This window comes from Pantoea eucrina (assembly GCF_002095385.1).
In the GTDB taxonomy this organism is placed as follows: Bacteria; Pseudomonadota; Gammaproteobacteria; order Enterobacterales; family Enterobacteriaceae; genus Pantoea; species Pantoea eucrina.
The window spans coordinates 30,602-52,841 of record NZ_MIPP01000021.1 but is presented as its reverse complement, the minus strand read 5'-3'; the positions used below and the strand labels follow the sequence as shown (position 1 = coordinate 52,841).

At 56.0% G+C, this 22,240-nt stretch carries 24 protein-coding genes; 6 read left to right on the top strand and 18 right to left on the bottom strand.

Annotated elements, in window-relative coordinates; translation table 11 throughout:
* Positions 1-13: 13 nt before the first annotated feature.
* Genes sdhA through sdhC form a run of 3 tightly spaced genes read right to left on the bottom strand, consistent with a single transcriptional unit; the run spans position 14 to position 2,511 of the window.
* Positions 14-1,780: a succinate dehydrogenase flavoprotein subunit gene (gene sdhA / locus HA43_RS10955; RefSeq protein WP_039383226.1), complete on the bottom strand. Its 1,767-nt coding sequence runs from the start codon at positions 1,778-1,780 to the stop codon at positions 14-16.
* Positions 1,781-2,128, bottom strand: coding sequence for a succinate dehydrogenase membrane anchor subunit (gene sdhD / locus HA43_RS10950; RefSeq protein ID WP_071668989.1), 348 nt, complete (start codon positions 2,126-2,128; stop codon positions 1,781-1,783).
* The gene (gene sdhC, locus HA43_RS10945; protein WP_039383221.1) at positions 2,122-2,511 is read right to left on the bottom strand and encodes a succinate dehydrogenase cytochrome b556 subunit; all 390 of its coding nucleotides are present in this window, start codon (positions 2,509-2,511) and stop codon (positions 2,122-2,124) included. Before sdhC ends, sdhD begins: the two co-directional genes overlap by 7 nt.
* A 632-nt stretch (positions 2,512-3,143) precedes the next feature.
* Between sdhC and HA43_RS10940 the strand changes: the two genes are divergently transcribed.
* Positions 3,144-4,427, top strand: a complete 1,284-nt coding sequence (locus tag HA43_RS10940) for a citrate synthase (RefSeq protein ID WP_039383219.1) — start codon at positions 3,144-3,146, stop codon at positions 4,425-4,427.
* A 71-nt stretch (positions 4,428-4,498) separates the two neighbouring features.
* Here HA43_RS10940 and nei read toward each other — a convergent pair whose 3' ends face one another.
* The 11 genes from nei to HA43_RS10885 all read right to left on the bottom strand — a co-directional run bounded on the left by nei (position 4,499) and on the right by HA43_RS10885 (position 13,734).
* A complete protein-coding gene (nei, locus tag HA43_RS10935; protein WP_094111658.1) occupies positions 4,499-5,287 on the bottom strand; it encodes an endonuclease VIII in 789 nt (262 codons plus the stop codon).
* Positions 5,288-5,299: 12 nt separating this feature from the next.
* A complete protein-coding gene (gene pcp, locus HA43_RS10930) occupies positions 5,300-5,947 on the bottom strand; it encodes a pyroglutamyl-peptidase I (RefSeq protein WP_094111657.1) in 648 nt (215 codons plus the stop codon).
* Between the two features lie 7 nt (positions 5,948-5,954).
* The gene (locus tag HA43_RS10925) at positions 5,955-6,971 is read right to left on the bottom strand and encodes a DUF979 domain-containing protein (RefSeq protein ID WP_094111656.1); all 1,017 of its coding nucleotides are present in this window, start codon (positions 6,969-6,971) and stop codon (positions 5,955-5,957) included.
* Positions 6,971-7,699, bottom strand: a complete 729-nt coding sequence (locus HA43_RS10920; protein WP_039383210.1) for a DUF969 domain-containing protein — start codon at positions 7,697-7,699, stop codon at positions 6,971-6,973. Before HA43_RS10920 ends, HA43_RS10925 begins: the two co-directional genes overlap by 1 nt.
* Positions 7,700-7,758: 59 nt before the next feature.
* Complete coding sequence (pxpA, locus tag HA43_RS10915) at positions 7,759-8,496, bottom strand: 5-oxoprolinase subunit PxpA (protein WP_094111655.1); 738 nt, start codon at positions 8,494-8,496, stop codon at positions 7,759-7,761.
* The gene (gene pxpC, locus HA43_RS10910) at positions 8,486-9,418 is read right to left on the bottom strand and encodes a 5-oxoprolinase subunit PxpC (protein ID WP_039383205.1); all 933 of its coding nucleotides are present in this window, start codon (positions 9,416-9,418) and stop codon (positions 8,486-8,488) included. The genes pxpA and pxpC overlap by 11 nt, the downstream gene beginning before the upstream one ends.
* Entirely contained in the window at positions 9,412-10,071 is a 660-nt protein-coding gene (gene pxpB / locus HA43_RS10905) for a 5-oxoprolinase subunit PxpB (RefSeq protein WP_094111654.1), read from the bottom strand. The genes pxpC and pxpB overlap by 7 nt, the downstream gene beginning before the upstream one ends.
* Positions 10,072-10,225: 154 nt before the next feature.
* Positions 10,226-10,969 (bottom strand): type 2 GTP cyclohydrolase I, encoded by a 744-nt coding sequence (locus HA43_RS10900; RefSeq protein WP_039383201.1) that lies wholly within the window; start codon positions 10,967-10,969, stop codon positions 10,226-10,228.
* 18 nt (positions 10,970-10,987) lie between these two features.
* Positions 10,988-12,415 (bottom strand): deoxyribodipyrimidine photo-lyase, encoded by a 1,428-nt coding sequence (gene phrB / locus HA43_RS10895; RefSeq protein ID WP_094111653.1) that lies wholly within the window; start codon positions 12,413-12,415, stop codon positions 10,988-10,990.
* A 12-nt stretch (positions 12,416-12,427) separates the two neighbouring features.
* Positions 12,428-13,384: a YbgA family protein gene (locus HA43_RS10890; protein ID WP_039383196.1), complete on the bottom strand. Its 957-nt coding sequence runs from the start codon at positions 13,382-13,384 to the stop codon at positions 12,428-12,430.
* 149 nt (positions 13,385-13,533) lie between these two features.
* Positions 13,534-13,734 (bottom strand): YbfA family protein, encoded by a 201-nt coding sequence (locus tag HA43_RS10885; RefSeq protein ID WP_094111652.1) that lies wholly within the window; start codon positions 13,732-13,734, stop codon positions 13,534-13,536.
* Between the two features lie 237 nt (positions 13,735-13,971).
* On the opposite strand from HA43_RS10885, the gene kdpE reads away from it, so the two are divergent.
* The gene (gene kdpE, locus HA43_RS10880) at positions 13,972-14,646 is read left to right on the top strand and encodes a two-component system response regulator KdpE (RefSeq protein ID WP_039383191.1); all 675 of its coding nucleotides are present in this window, start codon (positions 13,972-13,974) and stop codon (positions 14,644-14,646) included.
* 39 nt (positions 14,647-14,685) lie between these two features.
* On the opposite strand, the gene pgm is transcribed toward kdpE, so the two are convergent.
* Together pgm and seqA are read right to left on the bottom strand one after the other, a co-directional pair.
* Positions 14,686-16,326: a phosphoglucomutase (alpha-D-glucose-1,6-bisphosphate-dependent) gene (pgm, locus tag HA43_RS10875; protein WP_039383189.1), complete on the bottom strand. Its 1,641-nt coding sequence runs from the start codon at positions 16,324-16,326 to the stop codon at positions 14,686-14,688.
* Positions 16,327-16,351: 25 nt separating this feature from the next.
* A complete protein-coding gene (gene seqA / locus HA43_RS10870) occupies positions 16,352-16,894 on the bottom strand; it encodes a replication initiation negative regulator SeqA (RefSeq protein WP_039383187.1) in 543 nt (180 codons plus the stop codon).
* Positions 16,895-17,137: 243 nt separating this feature from the next.
* Between seqA and ybfF the strand changes: the two genes are divergently transcribed.
* The 4 genes from ybfF to fur all read left to right on the top strand — a co-directional run bounded on the left by ybfF (position 17,138) and on the right by fur (position 19,807).
* Positions 17,138-17,902 (top strand): esterase, encoded by a 765-nt coding sequence (gene ybfF / locus HA43_RS10865; protein WP_094111651.1) that lies wholly within the window; start codon positions 17,138-17,140, stop codon positions 17,900-17,902.
* A gap of 158 nt (positions 17,903-18,060) precedes the next feature.
* Entirely contained in the window at positions 18,061-18,336 is a 276-nt protein-coding gene (gene ybfE, locus HA43_RS10860) for a LexA regulated protein (RefSeq protein WP_039383184.1), read from the top strand.
* Positions 18,337-18,473: 137 nt separating this feature from the next.
* Positions 18,474-19,004: a flavodoxin FldA gene (gene fldA, locus HA43_RS10855; RefSeq protein WP_039383182.1), complete on the top strand. Its 531-nt coding sequence runs from the start codon at positions 18,474-18,476 to the stop codon at positions 19,002-19,004.
* Positions 19,005-19,360: 356 nt separating this feature from the next.
* Positions 19,361-19,807: a ferric iron uptake transcriptional regulator gene (gene fur, locus HA43_RS10850; RefSeq protein WP_094111650.1), complete on the top strand. Its 447-nt coding sequence runs from the start codon at positions 19,361-19,363 to the stop codon at positions 19,805-19,807.
* A gap of 61 nt (positions 19,808-19,868) precedes the next feature.
* Here fur and HA43_RS10845 read toward each other — a convergent pair whose 3' ends face one another.
* Positions 19,869-20,264 (bottom strand): hypothetical protein, encoded by a 396-nt coding sequence (locus HA43_RS10845; RefSeq protein WP_094111649.1) that lies wholly within the window; start codon positions 20,262-20,264, stop codon positions 19,869-19,871.
* A 235-nt stretch (positions 20,265-20,499) separates the two neighbouring features.
* A complete protein-coding gene (glnS, locus tag HA43_RS10840; RefSeq protein ID WP_039383178.1) occupies positions 20,500-22,170 on the bottom strand; it encodes a glutamine--tRNA ligase in 1,671 nt (556 codons plus the stop codon).
* Between the last annotated feature and the right edge of the window lie 70 nt (positions 22,171-22,240).

The window sequence follows — 22,240 nt, the reverse complement described above, 5'->3', positions numbered from 1 at the left end:
ATGACCTCCGCAATTAATAGGTACGCGCTTTCGGCGGGAAGGCCGCGCGCAGTTTCGGCTGCATGTTCACCTCACGGCGCGTCATGCTTTCCGTTTGCGGAACATAGAGACTGTGACACAGCCAGTTTGCATCATCACGCTCCGGATAGTCGAAGCGGCTATGTGCGCCACGGCTTTCAGTGCGGAAGTTTGCGGCAACCGCGGTTGCATAAGCGGTTTCCATCAGGTTATCCAGCTCCAGACATTCGATACGCTGCGTATTGAAATCGGGTGAGCGGTCATCCAGACGCGCACTCTTCAGACGCTCGCGAATCGCTTTCAGCTCGGCCAGGCCTTCACGCATGGCGTCACCTTCGCGGAACACCGAGAAGTTGTTCTGCATGCAGCGCTGCAGCGCTTTGCGGATTTCCACCGGATCTTCACCCGTGGTGTTATTTTCCCAGCGATTGAAGCGCGCCATCGCCGCATCGATCTCTTCCGCGGTAGCATCGCGCAGCTCGCCCTGCTCAGCGATACACTCCATCAGGTGCACCCCTGCCGCGCGACCAAATACCACCAGATCCAGCAGTGAGTTACCGCCCAGACGGTTAGCACCGTGCACCGATACGCAGGCGATCTCGCCAACCGCAAACAGGCCCGGGATCACTTCATCTTCGCCCTGTTCATTCACGCGCAGCGCCTGTCCGGTGACGCGGGTCGGAATACCGCCCATCATGTAGTGACAGGTTGGAATAACCGGAATTGGCTCTTTAACCGGATCGACATGCGCAAAGGTGCGCGACAGCTCAAGAATGCCAGGCAGGCGCGACTCAAGCACCTCAGCCCCAAGATGATCGAGCTTCAGTTTGATATGCGGACCCCACGGGCCATCGCAGCCGCGACCTTCACGGATCTCAACCATCATTGAACGCGCAACAACGTCACGGCCCGCCAGATCTTTGGCGTTAGGCGCATAGCGCTCCATGAAGCGTTCGCCATGTTTGTTCAGCAGATAGCCGCCTTCACCACGGCAGCCCTCGGTGACGAGTACGCCCGCGCCAGCAATGCCGGTCGGGTGGAACTGCCACATCTCCATATCCTGCATCGGAACACCCGCACGAATTGCCATGCCGACGCCGTCGCCGGTATTGATGTGCGCGTTGGTGGTGGACTGGTAGATACGTCCCGCGCCGCCGGTTGCCAGAATAGTCGCTTTGGCTTTGAAGTAGACGGTTTCACCGGTTTCAATGCAGATAGCGGTACAACCCACAATCGCACCATCTGCGTTTTTCACCAGATCCAGCGCATACCATTCGGAGAAGATGGTGGTTTTGTTTTTCAGGTTCTGCTGATACAGCGTATGCAGCAGCGCGTGACCGGTACGGTCAGCGGCCGCAGCGGTACGTGCGGCCTGCTCGCCGCCAAAGTTTTTGGACTGGCCACCAAACGGACGCTGATAAACGCGGCCATCTTCTAAACGGGAGAACGGCAGTCCCATATGCTCCAGTTCCAGAATCGCTTCCGGACCGGTTTTACACATGTATTCGATCGCGTCCTGGTCCCCGATGTAGTCGGAACCTTTTACGGTATCGTACATATGCCATTCCCAGTTATCGTCATGGGTGTTACCCAGCGCAACGGTAATGCCGCCCTGCGCCGATACGGTATGGGAACGGGTTGGAAAAACTTTCGATAACAGGGCACAGCTCTGGCCCGACTGGGAGATTTGCAGTGCCGCGCGCATACCCGCGCCACCTGCGCCGATCACCACGGCATCAAATTCTCTGACTGGCAAATTCATTTACACACCCCACACAACAACAGTGCCATAAACGGCATACGACAACAGCGCGACCACAATAACCAGCTGCAGCAACAAACGCGGCGCCAGCGCTTTCACGTAGTCAGTCAGTACCTGCCACATACCGATCCAGCCGTGAACCAGAATGGAGAACAGGGTCAGCAGCGTAAACACTTTGGTGAAGGAGGAGGCGAAAAAGCCGCGCCAGACATCATAGGTCAGCGTATCGGTCATGACGACGAAACCGAGCAGATAGATGATGTAGAGCGTAATCAGGATTGCGGAAGCACGGACCAGAAGCCAGTCGTGGATACCGTTGCGTCCTAAAGCAGAAGCATTGCTTACCATACGAGGACTCCAGCCAGAATTGAGAGCACGACAGTGATAACAAAAACCGCCTGCGCGGTACGGGTTCCCACCTGCAGGGTCTCTGCGGTAAAGCCAAAATCTGCCAGCATATGACGGATACCGCTTGCCGCATGATAGGCCAGCGCGGTCAGAATGCCCCACATAATGAATTTGGCAAAGAAGCTATCCATGATGGATGCCGCTTGCTGAAAACCTTCGGGAGAGGAGAGAGAGAGACCCAGCAACCAGAGCAGAATTCCGAGAGCGACAAACGTAATCACGCCGGAGACGCGGTGGAGAATGGACGATATTGCAGTAACGGGAAACCGGATCGTCGTGAGATCCAAGTTAACAGGTCTTTGTTTTTTCACGGTTTTGCCCACACAGCTCTTTTTTATTTTGCTTCCTCCGGTCCTGAGTTGCAGCAGAGCACTGAGCGTGTTCAGACAACAACCGCCACCAAAATAGCAACATCCAGTGTTAAATGAAGCGGGTAAAACGCTGGGTGGCTCCTGGTGTCAGGGTATTCCGGAGACCTGGCGGCAGTATAGGACGATCACATTCTGATTACAATTCCCCTACAATCTGTTTGGTCACATTTAAGCTGAACAGTGATCAGGGTCACGATTTTCACAAAATATACATTTTTAATTATCTGATTTGACAATAGATCAACATTTCAGTTACAAACAATCGCACTAAAGCCCTATGATGCACAAAAGTTATGGGGATACACTTTCCCCTAAGCTCAAGTTATGTAACATTGCCCTAACGAGCAACATAAACCGTCAGGTTATTGGTTACCAAGAAGTTATGTCGTGACAGGATCTTTAACATCTGCGATGAGCGCCATGTCATGTCCGAATATCCTTGCCCCGGATGCCTTAGTACTGCGTAACCTCATTACGTGCAGGTTATTGCCAGGTGATAATCTGAAGCGAGTGGTGTTACGCAACATGCGAACTATTCTGGTGTCTAAAGATCCTTACTTACCCAGGCGCTATGGAGACGAAAAATGACAGATAAAAAAGTGACGCTGACCCTACAAGACAACAACACGCTTGAACTGGATGTGATGCAAGGCACGCTGGGACAGGATGTTGTTGACGTCCGCGCCCTTGGCTCACAAGGCCTGTTTACATTTGACCCCGGCTTTACCTCTACCGCGTCGTGTGAATCCAAAATAACGTTTATTGATGGTGATGAAGGCATTCTGCTGCATCGCGGTTTCCCGATTGACCAGCTGGCGACCCACTCAAATTATCTGGAAGTCTGTTATATCCTGCTGTACGGCGAAGCGCCTACTCAGGAGCAGTTCAAAGAGTTCTGCACGACCGTTACCCGTCACACCATGATTCACGAGCAGATCACCCGTCTGTTCCACGGTTTCCGTCGTGACTCACACCCGATGGCCGTTATGTGCGGCGTAACCGGTGCGCTGGCCGCGTTCTATCACGACTCGCTGGATGTAAACATTGAGCGCCATCGCGAAATCGCTGCGTTCCGCCTGCTGTCGAAAATGCCTACCATGGCAGCCATGTGTTACAAATATTCTATCGGTCAGCCTTTTGTTTATCCGCGTAACGACCTCTCCTATGCCGGCAACTTCCTGCATATGATGTTTGCCACACCGTGTGAAGAGTACAAAGTGAATCCGGTGCTTGAGCGCGCGATGGATCGTATTCTGATCCTGCACGCCGATCACGAACAGAACGCCTCCACCTCTACCGTACGTACCGCAGGGTCATCCGGGGCTAACCCGTTTGCCTGTATCGCGGCCGGTATCGCTTCACTCTGGGGGCCGGCACATGGCGGCGCCAACGAAGCTACCCTGCGTATGCTGGAAGAGATCAGCACCGTAGAGCACATTCCGGAGTTTGTGCGCCGTGCTAAAGATAAGAATGACTCGTTCCGCCTGATGGGCTTTGGTCACCGCGTTTACAAGAACTACGATCCGCGCGCCACCGTGATGCGTGAGACCTGCCATGAAGTGCTCAATGAGCTGGGTATGAAAGATGACCTGCTGGAAGTGGCGATGGAGCTGGAACACATTGCGCTGAACGACCCCTACTTTATCGAGCGTAAACTCTATCCAAACGTCGATTTCTACTCCGGCATCATTCTGAAAGCGATGGGCATCCCTTCTTCAATGTTTACCGTAATCTTTGCGATGGCGCGTACCGTTGGCTGGATTGCACACTGGAAAGAGATGCACGATGAAGGCATGAAAATTGCCCGTCCGCGTCAGCTCTATACCGGTTATACCGAGCGTCCGTTTGAGTCAGCGCTGAAAAAATAAGCGCCGTCACGCCATAAAAAAGGGCAGATTCTTCTGCCCTTTTCTTTTGCCCGCAATCTGCCCACGTCTGGCTACAGCTGGCACCCCGGACACCAGTAAAAAGGACGTGATGAGAGCACGCCTTTCTCAATCAGCGTACCGCAGCGCCGGCACTTTTTGCCCTGCCGGTGAAAGACTTCAAAGCGAAACGCCGCCTCTTCATGATACTTCTTCATGCTGCCACGCATTTTGTAAGAGAGACGCGGGATCGCCAGCAGCGCGTCACTGAGCCTGTCGAGCTGAGCGTCATCCAGATCCTGCGCCCGGTGCTGCGCGCGCAGTCCGGCGTGCCACAGGATCTCCACCCGCAGATAGTTACCCAGCCCGGCCAGAAAAGCCTGATCCAGCAGCAGGCCGCTGAACTGCCGGCGCCGGAACCGCGGCGAAAGCAGGCGTTCGCGCACCTCCGCGACGGTCAGCGTGGCATCCAGCACATCCGGCCCGACGCGCTGCAGAAACGGGTGTGCACCGAGCGTGTCCGCATTCAGCAGTTCAATATCAGACGCGCTGTAAAGCAGAATGGCTTTATCGGCGCTCTCCAGCCGCACCCGCAGCTGCCGGGTGGTCGCGGGCTGCGTGCCTGCGGCAACGACCCGCCAGACGCCGTAGAGCTGATTGTGACTGTAAAGCGTCAGGCCATTAGAGAAGTGGGTCAGCAGCGCTTTACCGCGCGTTTCAATAGCGTTAACCGTTTCGCCCAGCAAGGCGGGCTCATAGGTTTTCAGCGATGGAAAAGCAAACCACACATCGGTAAGGGGCTTGCCCACGATAGCGGCTTCCAGCTGATCCGCCGCCCGGCGGATCTCCGGTCCCTCTGGCATACAGACTCCTGATTAGTGTGTTGCGCCACCCGCAACACGGATGTCGTCATGGGTGTTCATCATGACCTGAATGGCGATCTCCAGCGCCTGCGTCACGCTGCTAACGGACATGCTCGGCGCGCCAGGATGATTCACCGCCTGCTGCGGCATCCAGGGAATGTGCATAAATCCGCCGCGTGCCGGACTGCCGTGGGTGTGCAGCCAGTGCAGCAGAGAGTACATCACGCTGTTGCAGGTAAAGGTGCCGGCCGTTTGCGAAACCGAGGCGGGAATGCCTGCCTCCCGCAGCGAGGCGACTATCGCTTTAATGGGCAGCGTGGCAAAGTAGGCCGCCGGGCCTCCCGCTACGACCGGCTCATCCACCGGCTGCTGCTGCTGGTTATCGGGGATACGCGCATCGTGAATATTGATCGCTATCCGCTCCAGCGTAATATCGCAGCGACCGCCCGCCTGCCCCACGCAGAGAATGCCATCGGGCTGCAGCGTAGTCAGCGCGTCAGTCAGCACCGCACCGCAGGTTGCAAACACCACCGGCAGCTGGCGTACCACTACCCGCACGCCAGCCAGCATTTTACCGTCAAAGTCGCGCACCGCCTCCCAGGAAGGATTGAGACGCTCACCGCCAAACGGCTCAAAAGCCGTTAACAACACCGTTTTCATTACTGCCTCACAAAAACATCAGGAAGTAGAGCAGGAAAATATTCACTAACAAGAGTAGTACACCGGTAGGAACCTGAGCCTTGATCACCGCATTCCGATCCGGCAGCTCCAGCAGGCGCGCGGGCACGATGTTGAAGTTTGCTGCCATCGGTGTCATCAGCGTCCCGCAGTAGCCGGAAAACATGCCGATCGCCGCCATGACGGCCGGGTTTCCGCCATGCTGTAGCACCAGAATCGGGATGCCGACGCCGGCCGTCACAATCGGGAACGCGGCAAAGGCGTTGCCCATTACCATCGTCAGCAGCGCCATTCCTCCGGCATAGACCGCCACCGCAATCAGCCGGTTATCCACCGCCAGATAGTGTTCAGTGAGATGCGAAATCGCGCTGCCGACGCCGGCGCTGGTAAACAGCAACCCCAGCGTGGCGAGGATCTGCGGCAGAATAAACGCCCAGCCTACCGCATCCAGCAGGCGCCGTGTCTCCTGCATCGACTGCAGCGGCTTTTCCCGCGTAAACGCCAGTGCAATCAGCCAGCCCAGAATACAGCCCACCATCATTGAAAACAGCGTCACCAGCGTAGCGTGGTTGCCCGCGCCAAACACCTGCTCCTGCAGTCCGGGAATATGATTAAACGCCAGTACGCCAATCACCGTAACCAGCGGTATCGCCAGGGCGGGTAAGAACAGCTTATTGCCCAGCCGTCTGGCGCTGGCCTGTTTCTCTTCATCAGTACGCTGATGATAGCGCCCGAAGCGCACCCCACCACAGCCGGCGATCAGCGCCATTACAACCACGACCACCCCGGTGGCAATATGCAGCCAGCGGCGGCCCAGCTCAGCGTCGCCGGCCCACTGCCCTGCCAGCTGATAAGCGCCATCACCAATCAGAAAAATCAGGCCATAGAGCGCCCAGAAGAGACCGGTTGTCAGACGGCGCGGATTGGCGCGGTCTCCCCAGGAGAGCAGCGCAACCACCAGCAGAATCGCCCCTGCCAGCCACATCAGATATTGTTGCTGAAACATTACTTCTCCTCCCTGGCGTGCAGCGCCTGCTGATTCAGCGCACCCAGCTCGCGCGACAGCTGGCGATCCAGCCGCACCAGCCGGGCCGAGTGGATAAGAAAGGCGCACAGCGCGGTCGGGATGCCCCACAGCGCAATATGCAGCGGCTCGGTGGTAATGCCGGCTGATTCCTGCATAAAGTTATGCATAAAGATAATCGCGCCGAACGCGACAAAGATATCCTCACCAAAGAAAAGGCCGACGTTATCCGTTGCGGCAGACATGGCGCGCAGCCGGTGACGTATCTCCGGCGAAACCTCACCGTAGCGGTTTTCCGTCGCCCCTTCCGCCATCGGTGCCAGCAGCGGACGCACCATCTGCGGATGGCCGCCCAGGCTGGTCAGTCCCAGCGCAGCGGTTGCTTCGCGCACAAACAGGTAAACGATAAGCAGACGGCCGGCGGTGGCAGTTTTGATCTGCGCAATCCAGCTCTGGGCACGCTCTTTCAGCCCGTGGCGTTCCAGCAATCCGATTACCGCCAGCGGCAGCAGCAGGATCAGCGGCAGATTGCGCGTATTGAGAAAGCCGGAACCGAGTTTTTCCAGAATGTCGCCGAGCGGCATCTGCGCCGCGAGGCCAGTAACAAAGCCCGCGACGATCACCACCAGCACCGGATTAAAGCGTAATAAAAAGCCAATAATGATGGCCAGGATCCCCAGCAGGGGCCAGAGGTTGACAACGTTTTCCATGATTTTCCTCACTGAAAACAAAAAAGCCCGGCCGTAGCAGGCCGGGCGAAAAAGGGACGTTATGCGCTGCTGACGGCAATCTGCTCAGCAGCAAACGCGGCACGCAGCGTACGGGCAAACTGCAGCGCGTGTGCGCCATCACCGTGCAGGCAGACCGTCTCCGCGTTGACGGCGACCCACTCACCGCTCACGCTTTGCACCTGCTGCTGCTTTACCATAGCCAGCGTCTGCGCCAGCGCCTGGCCGGCATCCTCAATCAGCGCGCCTGGCTGGCTGCGCGGCACCAGCGCCCCGCTCGCCAGATAGCCGCGATCGGCAAACACCTCTTCGCGGGTGCGCAGGCCATACCGGGCACCTGCCGCAATCAGCTCGCTGCCCGCCAGGCCAACCAGAATAAGCTGAGCATCCACCGCCCGTACTGCCCGGGCAATCGCGTCAGCGAGCTGCGGATCGGCGGCGGCCTGGTTATAGAGCATGCCGTGCGGCTTAACGTGAAACAGCCGCGCGCCTTCACTTTCCGTCATGCTTTTCAGCGCGCCAATCTGATAGATCATCTGGGCATAGACTGTTTCCGGCGGCAGCTGCATCGCCGTGCGGCCGAAGTTCTCGCGGTCGGGAAAGCCGGGATGAGCGCCAATCGCCACCCCTGACGCATTGGCCCAGCGCACCGATTGCAGCATAGTCTGCGCATCACCGGCGTGAAAACCGCAGGCGATATTGGCAGAGCTTACCAGCGTCAGCAGTTCCCGATCGCTGCTGCTGCCTTCGCCGAGATCGGCATTCAGATCAATTTTCATGCGTAAGCCCCCAGGCTATCTGATCCAGCGCGCGCTGCTGCTGCTGTTTCGCCAGCAGCGCCTCCTCCAGCGTACACGGAATAAAGTGAATCGGTTCGCCGAGCCGGATTTGCGCCAGCTGATAAATATCCGCCTCGATGATGCAGGCGATCCGCGGATAGCCGCCGGTGGTCTGTGCATCCGCCATCAGCACAATAGGCTGGCCGTTTGGCGGCACCTGTACCACGCCAGGCACCAGACCATGTGAGAGCAGATCGCGCGTGGCGGTCCGCTGCAGGCTGTCGCCCTGCAGGCGATATCCCATGCGGTTACTCTGCGGGCTCAGTTTCCACGGGTTACGCCAGAATGCCTCCTGCGCCTCCTGGGTAAATTCGCTATATTCCGGACCCGGCAGCGCACGAATGCGGTTCCCCCACAGCAGCTGGCGCACACCCGCCGGCTGGCTGAAGCGGCGGGTTGGCTCGCCCAGCGGCAGACGATCGCCATCCTGCAGCCTGCGGCCCTGCCAGCCGCCAAATGCAGCTTTCAGATCGGTGCTGTGCGAGCCCAGCATTTCTGCTACCGCAAACCCGCCGTTTACCGCCAGATAACTGCGCATGCCGCTGGTTGGCATGGATAGCGTAAGAACCTGACCACGCCGCACCGGCAGGCGCCATCCGGTCCAGACCGGCTTGCCATCCAGCTCAGCGTTACAGGCGGCTCCCGTCAGCGCAAACCAGCCGTCGCGCTGAAACTCCGCCCTGAACTGACCCAGCACAATCTCCAGTACCGCGCTGTTCTCGCTGTTACCCACCAGCATATTTGCGGTACGCATGGAGGGCTCATCCAGCGCACCGCTCAGGCTGACGCCCAGCTGACGCCAGCCGTGCCGCCCGCGATCCTGTACCGAGGTCATTAACCCGGCGCGTAAAATATTCAGCATATGCCCTCCTTCTGCGGCATAAACCGAACGCGATCGCCGGGGCGCATCAGCGTGGGCGGCTGCTTAAGCGGATCAAACAGGCTGAGTGGCGTATGGCCAATCAGCTGCCAGCCGCCGGGGGCAGCCAGCGGATAGATACCGGTCTGACTGCCGCCAATCCCCACTGAACCAGCCGGGACGGCCACGCGCGGCTCGGCGCGACGCGGCGTATGCAGTCGCGTATCCAGGCCGCCCAGATAGGGGAAACCAGGCTGGAAGCCAAGAAAATAGACAATGTAGTCTGCGCTGCTGTGCAGCTCTACCACCTGCGGCGGCGTCAGCCCGGCGCGATCTGCCACTTCTGACAGATCGGGTCCGGCACTGCCACCATACACCACCGGGATCTCAATCAGCCGGGGATTATTCTGCAGCTGCTCTTCACCCTCTTCCCACCAGCGCTGCAGACGCTCAATGGCGTCCTGCGCATCAATTTGTGACTCGCGCAGTATCAGCGTGAGGTTGTTCATACCGGGGATCACCTCCTGCACCTGCTCATCCTGCTGCAGTCGTTCACATAATCCCCAGATGCGCTGCTGACTGGCGAGCGAAACCGGCGGCGCCAGTTCCAGTACAACCGCCCGCTCTCCCAGTAAATAACAACGTGCCTGTTGCAAAACCCACCTCCCGATCGTGAATAACGCGCGCCGGCAGACGTGCTGCGGCACGATAAACCTTTCACATAGCTGCTCAGGTTCAATAGGTTATGCAAAAGTGGCGGAGATGTGTCAACCAGTTTGCGCCCGGCGAGCGGACGCAGAGAGAGAAAAATCAGGCAGGATTGTCGATATCGATAAAGGTAACATCGAGGTGGTAATGCTGCGCCAGCCACTCACCCAGCGCTTTGATACCGTCGCGCTCGGTCGCGTGATGGCCCGCGGCGAAAAAGTGCAGCCCCTGTTCGCGCGCGCTGTGAATGGTCTGCTCAGAGACTTCGCCCGTAATAAAGGCGTCAACGCCGGCCGCGGCCGCGTTGTCGATAAAGCCCTGACCACCGCCGCTGCACCAGGCCACGCGTTTGATCAGCGCGGGTGCGTTATCACCGCAGTGCAGCGGCGTGCGTCCCAGACGCTGCGCGATTTTTTCTGCCAGGTCGCTGCCGCTGAGCGGCGTGCGCAGCTCACCCCAGGGCAGCAGCGGCTCGATTTCACCCCTGACGTCGATATCAAACAGGCGCGCCAGCTGCGCGTTATTCCCCAGCTGCGGATGCGCATCCAGCGGCAGATGCCAGCCATAGAGATTAATATCGTTAGCCAGCAGCGTGCGCAGACGCTGTCGTTTCATGCCTTTTATTGCCGGGGCTTCGTTTTTCCAGAAATAGCCGTGGTGTACCAGAACGGCATCGGCATTCCGCTTTACCGCTTCATCCAGCAGCGCCTGGCAGGCCGTAACGCCGGTAACCACTCTTCTGACTTCACTGCGTCCCTCAACCTGCAGTCCGTTAGGTGCATAGTCGCTAAACGCGCTGCTGTTTAGCTGCTGGTTAACGATCTTTTCCAGCTCAATGTTATTCATAAAGGCTCCGTCATCGCCTCAGGCCGCGCCGCGTGCGCGTTCAAAGGCGTCTAATGTCTTTTTGCGTGCCGCCTTATGTTCCACGATTGGCAGGGGATAATCGAGTTTCTTGTTATTTTTCTTCGCCCAGACGTGCGGCTGATGAATATCGCTGTCGGGCACATCTTTCAGCTCCGGCAGCCACTGCCGGATAAATGCGCCCTGCTTATCGAACCGTTCACCCTGGGTTGTCGGGTTGAAGATACGGAAATAGGGAACGGGATCGGTGCCGGTAGAGGCTGCCCACTGCCAGCCGCCGTTGTTAGCAGCGAAATCACCGTCAATCAGCTGTTCCATAAAGTAGCGCTCGCCCTGCCGCCAGTCGATAAGCAGATCTTTTACCAGAAAGCTGGCGGTGATCATGCGCAGCCGGTTGTGCATCCAGCCAATGCTGTTCATCTGGCGCATACCTGCATCAACGATGGGATAGCCGGTTTTGCCCGCTTTCCAGGCGTCAAAATGGGCGCTGTCTTTCTGCCAGCTGACGTGATGGGTCCAGTCGATAAACGGCTGATGTTTACAGAGCGCCGGATAGGCCACGATCAGATGGCGATAGAATTCCCGCCAGATCAGCTCACTGATCCAGGTAAAGGCTTTTCCTCCTTTCAGCGCATCAGCATGCTCTTTCACAATCCGATGCAGACACTGCCGGGGTGAGAGTACGCCGGTTGAGAGATAGGCTGACAGCTGGCTGGTCCCGTCGCTGGCAGGTGTATCGCGCTCTAAGGGATAATCCACTACCGGCTGTCTGGCGAAGGCGCGCAGGCGTTTTAACGCCGCCTGTTCGCCGGCCGGAAACAGCTTTTCATCGGGTTTTTCAGTCGGATAATCAAATGCGGGGATCTTTTTCAGGCTGTTCAGCGGCGCATCACCGCGCGCGGCAGGAGCGTTATGGCACTCCGGCATCCCCTGCTGCAGCCGTTTTACAAACGCTTTGCTGAACGGCGTGAAGACTTTGAACGTCGTATTATTGCCGGTCTGCACGCTGCCCGGCGGCAGCAGCAGGCTGTCATCAAATCCCTGACAGGTAATACCCTGCTCATCCAGCTGTTTTTCGACGGCAGCGTCGCGCTCGCGCTCGTTAATTTCATACTGATAGTTGTAAAACAGCGCATCCACCCGATGCGTTTTGCAGAAGTCGCTCAGGTAATTAACCGAAGCAGCAAAATCATCGCACTGATGAAAATGCAGCGGAATGCCGCGTTCCGCCAGCGCCTGCTGCAGCTCACACAGGTTCTGATGAATAAAGGTCGCCTGTTTTGCTGACATGCTATGCTGCCGCCACTGTTTCGGCGTGGCGATAAACAGCGCCATGACGTCAGCCTTTTTATCATGACACGCTGCCGCCAGCGCGCTGTTATCGTTAATACGCAGATCGTTGCGCAGCCAGAGCAGGTGTGTGGTCATGGGGCCTTGTCCTTATTGTCCGTAACGCAGGCGCAGTGCTTCCGGGTAGGGATCGAAATAGCGCTGCTGCGCCAGCCAGGGATGCGGATACTCAGCCATGTAGTGTTTCAGCATAGTAATAGGGGCCAGCAGCGGCTGAACGCCACAGCGATAGCGATCGATCAGCTGCGCCAGTTCCTGACGCTGAGGAGAGCTGAGTTTTGGCCGGAAATAGCCCTGTACATGCATCAGCACATTAGTGTGATTGCGGCGCGATGCGCGATGCGACATTAGCTGCATCAGCCGGTTACGGTACTCAAACGCATACTCTTCCAGCGACGCCCATTTATCCATAGCGGCCACAAAGCGTCCCAGTTCGCGATAGGCATCCTGCGCGTGCGACAGCAGCAGCAGTTTGTACCGGCTGTGAAAGGCGATCAGTTTGTGCCGCGTCAGTCCGCTGCGCCACATTTCGTTGAACTCATGCAGCGCAAATACGCGCCCGGTGAAGTTTTCGCGCAGAACCGGATCGTGCAGGCGGCCATCCTCTTCCAGCGGCAGCCAGGGCATCTCCTGCTGTAAAAAAGAGGTAAAGATGCCGATGCCCGATTTGCGATTATTGTTTGTGGCAGGATCGTAAACGCGCACCCGCTCCAGACCGCAGCTGGGTGATTTGGCGCAGAGAATATAGCCGCAAAGATGGTGCAGCGATTTGACGCGCTCCGCTGACCAGCTGCGCATTTCGCTGGTGACTTCCTGATTGTCATCTTTGCTGAAACAGATATGGATCTGATCGTCGCCCTGCTTCACCAGCCTCAATGCCGGACGCGGTGTGGGCAGGCCGATAGCCATTTCAGGACAGACGGGCTCATAGCGCACAAATTGCGCGAGTTCGTCCGTTGCAAAGGCAAAACGCTTGTGGCCGCCATCAAATCGGACGCTATCCCCGAGCAGGCAGGCACTGATGCCGACAGGAATTTTCTCGCTCATACTTGTACAACCTCCAGAATCTTGTAGAGGTTTAAGTGTAGCGCAAATGGTGATGAATGGCAGGATGTAGCAGGCGCTATAAGGAAAATTTTGTCAAAAAAAGCGGGCGCTTTGGGTAAAAGCGTCCGCCTCAGTCATAAAAAACTCTGTTACCAGTAAATACCGCCTGCCACCTCGGACTGCGCCAGCCATACCGGCTTAGTACTGGTTTTGCACCAGATACGGTGCAGGTAGCTATAAAAACGCGCACGATCGCGGCGAAATAGCATAAAAGGAAGCGCCGCAACGCCTGCAATCAGCACCAGCGTGCGCCGTATAACGATTTTTGGCAGTGAATAGCGTTTATCCATTGCGTTCCTCCTGAGCAATCTGTTGTAAAGTGTGATCTGCCGCAAATATTACTCCTGGCTGCTCACTTTTGCTACTCATCAGACCACTTATTCTGAACTTTTTTTGACCATTTTCCCGCTCCACAGAATGGCGTTACAACGGTGTGAATAACGGGTTATTTTATTGGGGTAAATCGCTGCGCGGACGCCGCTGCGGTTTATTGCTAAAGTAGAGAAAACCGTGTCGCAGGAGCCCACGTGACAACCATTTTGATTGTGGAAGATGAAAAAGAGATCCGCCGTTTTGTACGTCTGGCGTTAGAGAGTGAAGGCGTAAAAATTGTTGAAGCTGAACAGCTGCAGCGTGGTCTGATTGAAGCGGCAACGCGCAAGCCCGATCTGGCGATCCTCGATCTCGGCCTGCCTGACGGTGATGGCATCGCGTTTATTCGTGAAGTACGCCAGTGGAGCACTATGCCGGTTATTGTGCTTTCAGCCCGCAGTGACGAGCAGGATAAGATCGCAGCGCTGGACGCGGGTGCGGATGATTATCTGACAAAACCGTTTGGCATTGGCGAACTGCTGGCCAGGGTGCGGGTGGCTTTACGTCGTCATCAGGGCAGTCAGCCCGATGCGCGCGTGCTGTTTGGTGAAGTCTGCGTTGACCTGGCTGCACGCCGTATCACCCGCAGCGGTCAGGAAGTGCATCTGACGCCAACCGAGTTTCGCCTGCTCAGTCTGCTGCTGAATAACGCCGGCAAGGTGCTGACGCAGCGCCAGCTGCTGAATCAGGTCTGGGGCCCCAATGCGGTGGAACACAGCCACTATCTGCGCATCTATATGGGCCACCTGCGTCAGAAGCTCGAAGAAAACCCGACGCAGCCTGCTCACCTGCTGACGGAAACCGGTATCGGCTACCGTTTTATGCCATAAAAAAAGGCCGCAGCAGCGGCCCTTTTCACGGTATCACCCTCAGGCGTTCTTCAGAACTTCGCTGACAATTTCCACCGCTTCTTTCTCAATCAGCTCGCGATGCTCAGCGCCAAGGAAGCTTTCGCAGTAAATCTTGTAAGCATCTTCAGTGCCGGACGGACGCGCGGCAAACCAGCCGTTCTCCGTCATGACTTTCAGTCCGCCAATAGATGCGCCGTTACCCGGAGCAGCCGTCAGGCGTGCGGTAATCGGATCGCCCGCCAGCGTATCAGCGCTGACCATCTCTGGTGACAGCTTTGACAGCGCGGCTTTCTGTGCCGAGGTCGCAGACGCCTGCAGACGATTGTAGCTTGGCGCACCAAAGCGCTCCGCCAGCTCATCATAGTGCTGCTGCGGATTTTTACCGGTCACCGCCGTGATTTCAGCGGCCAGCAGGCAGAGAATAATGCCATCTTTATCCGTTGACCAGGCTGAACCATCAAAACGCAGGAAGGAAGCCCCCGCGCTCTCTTCGCCGCCAAAGCCAAAGCTGCCGTCGAACAGGCCATCAACGAACCACTTAAAGCCCACCGGTACTTCTACCAGCTTGCGCCCGATATCATTAACCACGCGGTCGATCATCGCACTGGAGACCAGCGTTTTGCCCACGGCAACATCACTACCCCACTGCGGACGATGCTGGAAAAGATAGTTGATAGCGACGGCCAGGTAGTGGTTTGGATTCATCAGGCCAGCTGGCGTGACAATACCGTGACGGTCATAATCGGGATCGTTGCCGAAGGCCAGATCAAACTTGTCTTTATACGCCAGCAGACCCGCCATCGCGCACTCTGATGAACAGTCCATGCGCACCACGCCATCTTTATCCAGATGCATGAAGCGGAAGGTCTGGTCGATAGCGTCATTAACGATGGTCAGATCGAGGTTGTAATGCTCAGCGATACGCTGCCAGTAAGCCATACCTGAGCCGCCAAGCGGATCTACGCCAATTTTCAGTCCCGCTTTCTGAATCGCCGGGAAGTCGATAACCTGCGCCAGTCCTTCAACATAAGGCTGAATCAGATCCTGCTCAACAATGTGGCCGCTCTGCCACGCCTGATCCAGCGGCAGACGTTTCACATCCTGCAGACCGCCTTTGATCAACTGGTTAGCGCGATCTTCCACCACTTTTGTGACGTTGGTATCAGCCGGTCCACCGTTTGGCGGATTGTATTTAATGCCGCCATCTTCCGGTGGATTGTGTGAAGGGGTGATCACAATGCCGTCAGCCTGCGCGCCGCCGCGTTTGTTATGCTCCAGAATAGCATTGGAGATAGCGGGCGTTGGCGTGTAGCCGTTATCCTGCTGCACGATGACATCCACACCGTTCGCCGCCAGCACTTCCAGTACTGACAGAATAGCGGGCTCAGAAAGCGCGTGCGTATCTTTGCCCACGTAGCATGGACCCGTAATACCGTTCTTTTTGCGCTCTTCGGCGATCGCCTGTGCGATAGCCAGAATGTGCTCTTCATTGAAGCTGTGACGTCCCGCGCTGCCGCGGTGGCCAGATGTGCCAAATTTCACCGCATGGTCCGGGTTAGCCGCATCCGGCTTCAGGACGTAATACTGCGAGGTTAATTGTGCAACGTTAATCAAATCGCTCTGCTGGGCAGGCTGCCCGGCACGGGGGTGATTGGCCATTGGCGCTTCTCCCTGACGCTTCAGTTTAAATGGTGCCGCAAACTTTCTCTGTCAGCTCCGGAGGGAACTGCATAGCCAGCATGATGTGCTCCACCATGCTGCATTTACGGCCTGTATTGGTGTTTGTGATGACCCAGTAAGGTGTACCTGGCACATGCTTAGGTTTGGTATGCGTGCCATTTTGCAGCAGCGTATGCTCATCACCGGCAAAATAGACGCGCGTACGTCCCTGCAGCGATGCGGTAGCATCGGCAAATGCATCAGGATCGAGACGATAGAGCGTTGACAAAATCAGCATAAAGCGGTTAACCGCTTTTTTCTGCTCGGCATACTCATCTGACAGCATCAGCTCGCGCATGGCACGCACGCGGTCCTGCGGACGCGCTTCAGGCTCTGCTGCTGCTGTCGCCTCTTTTACCGGGGCCGTTACTGCTGGCGCTGCTGCAGCGCGCGAGCTGGCGGTAAATTTCAGCATGCGACGCAGTATGTCTGAGGCGCTTTCACCGATGTGCTGCGTGTGGCTGGCAATATAACGGTAGAGTTCTTCGTCAACTTCAATCGTTTTCATCTTATTCCGTACGAGTCTGGCAACTAGCAGAATCCCGCATTCTGCAACGCCCTTACCGGTAGCGGGCACGCAGAGAGCCTGGGATCTGACATATTGATTATAAAGTTAAATCCGCAATAGCTGATAGCGCTGGCAACGTTTACGGGCAAAAGTCAGAATATGCCCTAATACCTGGCGACCGCCACCCGGACAGGTAGAATCATGATACCCTAACCCACGCTCTCAACTGTAAGAACTTTAGCCATGATTTTGAATGCCCGTCTGCAAACTGCACAATCTGATTCTCACAGCGCACCGGTTTTGCTTATCCATGGCCTGTTCGGCAGCCTGGATAACCTTGGCGGGCTGGCGCGTGGCGTAGCCGATGCGCGTACTACGCTGCAGGTGGATGTGCGCAACCACGGTTTATCGGCGCGCAGCAACAGCATGAGCTATGCTGCAATGGCGCAGGATATGGTTGATACGCTGGATGCGCGGCAGATCACGCAGGTTGATGTGATTGGCCACTCGATGGGGGGCAAAATCGCTATGGCACTGAGTGCGCTGGCGCCTGAACGCGTTGGCAAGCTGGTGCTGATTGATATCGCTCCCGTTGACTATCAGACGCGCCGGCACGATGAGATCTTTGCGGCGATTCGCGCGGTATCCGCAGCCGGCGTGACGCGCCGCAGTGAAGCCGCAGCGGTGATGCGACAGTTTATCCCTGAAGAGGGGATCATTCAGTTTATCCTGAAGTCCTTTGCTGAAGGAGAATGGCGGTTCAACGTGCCGGTATTATGGGATAACTACGCGACGATATCGGGCTGGGAACCTATTCCCGCCTCGGCTCATCCGGCGCTGTTTATTCGCGGCGGCGACTCTCCTTATCTGGATAATCACTATCGGGCCGCGCTGCTGGCCCAGTTTCCTGAGGCGCGGGCGCAGGTCATTGCCGGTGCCGGGCACTGGGTGCATGCAGAGAAGCCTGATGCCGTGTTACGTGCCGTGCGGCGCTTTTTTACGCTCTGAAAGCAAAAGCTTACTGCGCTATGTTTAAGATTGGCGTCGCGTCTGACGCTGGAGTATGATGTCGCGCTAAAATTTTGCCACGGTGGTCAGACACTGTGGCTGGCCGATAATGTGTTTAATCGCGCGGCGCCGTTCGCGCCCACTCAGTTTCGCAAATCATGGCAAAAGAACAGACAGACCGTACCACGCTTGATCTCTTTGCAGACGAGCGACGACCGGGCCGCCCGAAAACCAGCCCGCTGTCGCGCGATGAGCAGCTGCGCATTAATAAGCGCAATCAGCTTAAACGCGATAAGGTTCGTGGGCTACGGCGCGTGGAGCTCAAAATGTCCGGCGAAGCGGTTGACGCGCTCAATACGCTGGCTGAGCAGCAAAATATCAGCCGCAGCGAGCTGATTGAGCAGATGCTGCTGACGCAGCTCAAACTCATATAATTTATGCAGACCGCACACTGGAACACAAACTCTGCGCTTTGCGCGTTCCGCGCTTTTTCAGGGTCTGCTATCATTCGCTTATCTGTATAGTCTGTTGACTTACTCTCACATTCAGGATTTAAGAGGCTACCTAACCCATGGCAATCGTAGGCATTTTCTTCGGCAGCGATACCGGCAACACTGAAAACATTGCAAAGATGATCCAGAAACAACTGGGTAAAGATGTCGCCGAAGTGCATGACATTGCTAAGAGCACGAAAGAAGATCTGGAAGCGTTTGATATTCTGCTGCTGGGTATTCCTACCTGGTATTATGGTGAGGCGCAGTGCGACTGGGATGACTTTTTCCCGACGCTGGAAGAGATTGACTTCAATGGCAAGCTGGTTGCACTGTTTGGCTGTGGCGACCAGGAAGATTATGCCGAGTACTTCTGCGATGCGCTGGGTACGATTCGCGACATTATTGAGCCAAATGGCGCAATCATCGTGGGCCACTGGCCTGTTGAAGGTTACCACTTTGAAGCCTCCAAAGGTCTGGCCGATGAGAAGCATTTCCTCGGGCTCGCCATCGATGAAGATCGTCAGCCAGAGCTGACGAATGCGCGCGTCGAGGGCTGGGTGAAGCAGATTTTTGATGAGCTGCAGCTTAAAGAAATTATTGAGGCATAATGTGTTGCCGTTACCCGATGCAGGCACGGTTAACATCGGGTAACGGAATTGCCTATAAAAATAATAGCTACGCTTTTTTAACTTTTCCCTGCAATTCTGTAGAATACCCGCAACGGTTAACGGCTTATTCCTCTGTCAGCAGGCTGAGGCTGAGTGAACTGAGAACCCAGCACTGTATAATCCCGCCGGCGACAGCAAGAGCGTTACTCCCGCCTCTGGTGATTTCTTTAGCATTTGCCTGGTTTCTATTCGCCTGCCCCGGTTCTATAATGAGACGCAAATGAGAATGCGCGTTAACCACACATTCAAGGCTGTTAAGCCGCAAATGACTAGCAAAGTAACAGGACAATATCCGCATGACTGACAACAATTCCGCATTGAAAAAGGCTGGCCTGAAAGTCACGCTGCCCAGATTAAAGATTCTGGAAGTGCTTCAGGAACCCCAGTGCCATCACGTCAGCGCGGAAGATTTGTACAAACGCCTGATCGATATGGGCGAAGAGATTGGTCTGGCCACGGTATATCGCGTTCTGAACCAGTTTGACGACGCGGGCATTGTAACCCGTCATAACTTCGAAGGCGGCAAGTCCGTTTTTGAATTAACGCAGCAGCAGCATCACGATCATCTTATCTGCCTGGACTGCGGTAAAGTGATTGAGTTCAGCGATGAGTCGATCGAAACGCGCCAGCGCGAAATCGCGACCCGCCACGGCATTAAGCTTACTAACCATAGCCTCTATCTGTATGGTCACTGCGAAGTGGGTGACTGCCGGGAAGATGAAACGCTGCATAACGATAATTAACGTCAGCTACGCTGCAAAATAAAAAAACCGGTGCAGGCACCGGTTTTTTTGTTGCTGCAGTTCAGGCGACCAGTGTCTCCTGCAGATAGCGCCAGCGCGGATTTTCCGTTGTGCAGTCCAGCACCGCCAGCGAAATACGGCTGTGGCTCTCGCCGTTCAGTATCTGCAGTTCGCGATACTGAATGGTGACCTCTTTTTGCTGCTCAGAAATGATTGCATGTTCGCTGGTCGCGATGCGCACTCCTTCACGCTGTCCGCACAGGCGGCGAAAAAGATCTTCAACGTCATTCAGATTCAGCTGTCTGCCCTGTGGCGTAACCATCCGGAAATCAGGATGGAAATGCGACAGCAGCAGCCCCATGGTATCGTTGCTGACATCCGCATGATTAAAAATACGTTCAATGAGCTGATGTAAAACCACAACGCTATGTTTGGCTTCCTGAGCGAGGCTTGTCATTATTTTTCCCTTTTTGCTAGCCACAGACCAAGTCCGGAGTGCGCATAGCCTACCTGAAAAAAAGGATTTAACACGGTCAAATGCGTTAATTTTTTTAAAGTCAGACAAGTCGTAAACCCGCATACCAGCTCGATTTTATTTAACGCAGAATAAATGGTTGCCGGGAAGCAAAAGAGGATAATAAAAAAGGGCGAATGCTCGCCCTTATATAATTTTATGATGCCGGAAGCGGTTATTATTCGCTGCCGATCTTCGCCCAGGTATCACGCAGGCCTACCGTGCGGTTAAATACCAGCGCTGATGGCTGCGAGTAGACGCTGTCCGCGCAGAAGTAGCCCTCACGCTCGAACTGGTATGGCGAGGTTGCTGCCGCTTCGCGCAGTCCTGGCTCCACAAAGCCCTGCTTGATCTGCAGCGAGTCCGGATTCAGGGTCGCGAGGAAATCCTCTGCCGCGCCCGGGTTAGGCACGCTGAACAGACGATCATAGAGGCGGAACTCAGCGGGCAGCGCATGAATTGCGGAGACCCAGTGGATCACCCCTTTTACTTTGCGGCCATCAGCCGGGTCTTTGCTCAGCGTATCCACATCGCAGGTTGCATAGATGCAGGTGATGTTGCCCGCCTCATCTTTTGCCACGCGCTCAGCGCGAATCACATAAGCGTTACGCAGGCGCACTTCTTTACCCAGTACCAGACGCTTATACTGCTTGTTAGCTTCTTCACGGAAATCTGCGCGATCGATCCACACTTCGCGGCTGAAAGGCACGTCGCGCGTTCCCATCTCCGGCCGGTTGGGATGGTTTGGCATGGTGATGATCTCATCATGCCCGGCAGGCAGGTTTTCAATCACGACTTTAAGCGGGTCGAGCACGGCCATAGCACGCGGCGCATTTTCGTTGAGGTCGTCACGAATGCATGACTCCAGCGAAGCCATCTCAACGATATTGTCCTGTTTGGTGATACCGATGCGGCGGCAGAACTCACGAATTGATGCCGCGCTGTAACCACGACGGCGCAGGCCTGAAACGGTCAGCATGCGCGGATCGTCCCAGCCTTCAACCCGCTTCTCGCTCACCAGCTGCGTCAGCTTGCGCTTCGACATCACCGCATATTCCAGATTCAGGCGCGAAAATTCATACTGCCGCGGATGCACCGGAATCGTGATGTTATCCAGCACCCAGTCATACAGGCGACGGTTATCCTGAAACTCCAGCGTACAGAGCGAATGCGTGATCCCTTCCAGCGCATCGGAGATGCAGTGCGTGAAATCGTACATCGGATAGATGCACCACTTGTTACCGGTCTGATGGTGCTCGGCAAACTTAATGCGGTAGAGCACCGGATCGCGCATCACAATAAAGCTGGAGGCCATATCGATTTTGGCACGCAGGCACGCCTTACCCTCTTCAAAGCCACCATCGCGCATTTTCCGGAACAGCGCCAGGTTCTCTTCGACGCTGCGATCGCGATACGGGCTGTTTTTGCCCGGCGCCGTCAGCGTGCCGCGATACTCGCGGATCTGCTCGGGTGACAGTTCGTCAACGTACGCCAGTCCTTTGTTGATCAGCTCGACAGCATAATTAAACAGCTGATCAAAATAGTCGGATGAGTAACGAATGTTGCCGCTCCACTCAAAGCCCAGCCATTGCACATCATTTTTGATCGACTCGACGAACTCCATATCCTCTTTAACCGGATTGGTATCATCGAAACGCAGATTGCATTCCCCCTGATAATCCTGTGCGATTCCAAAGTTCAGGCAGATCGATTTTGCATGGCCAATATGCAGATAACCATTGGGCTCTGGCGGGAAACGGGTATGCACACTACTGTGCTTACCGCTCGCCAAATCTTCGTCGATGATCTGACGAATAAAGTTCGTTGGGCGGGCTTCAGCCTCACTCATCTCAAAATCCTCAAACAATAACGGGTGATTTTACCTCGAAGTAACGGAGTATGATCCACAAAGCGCTGAA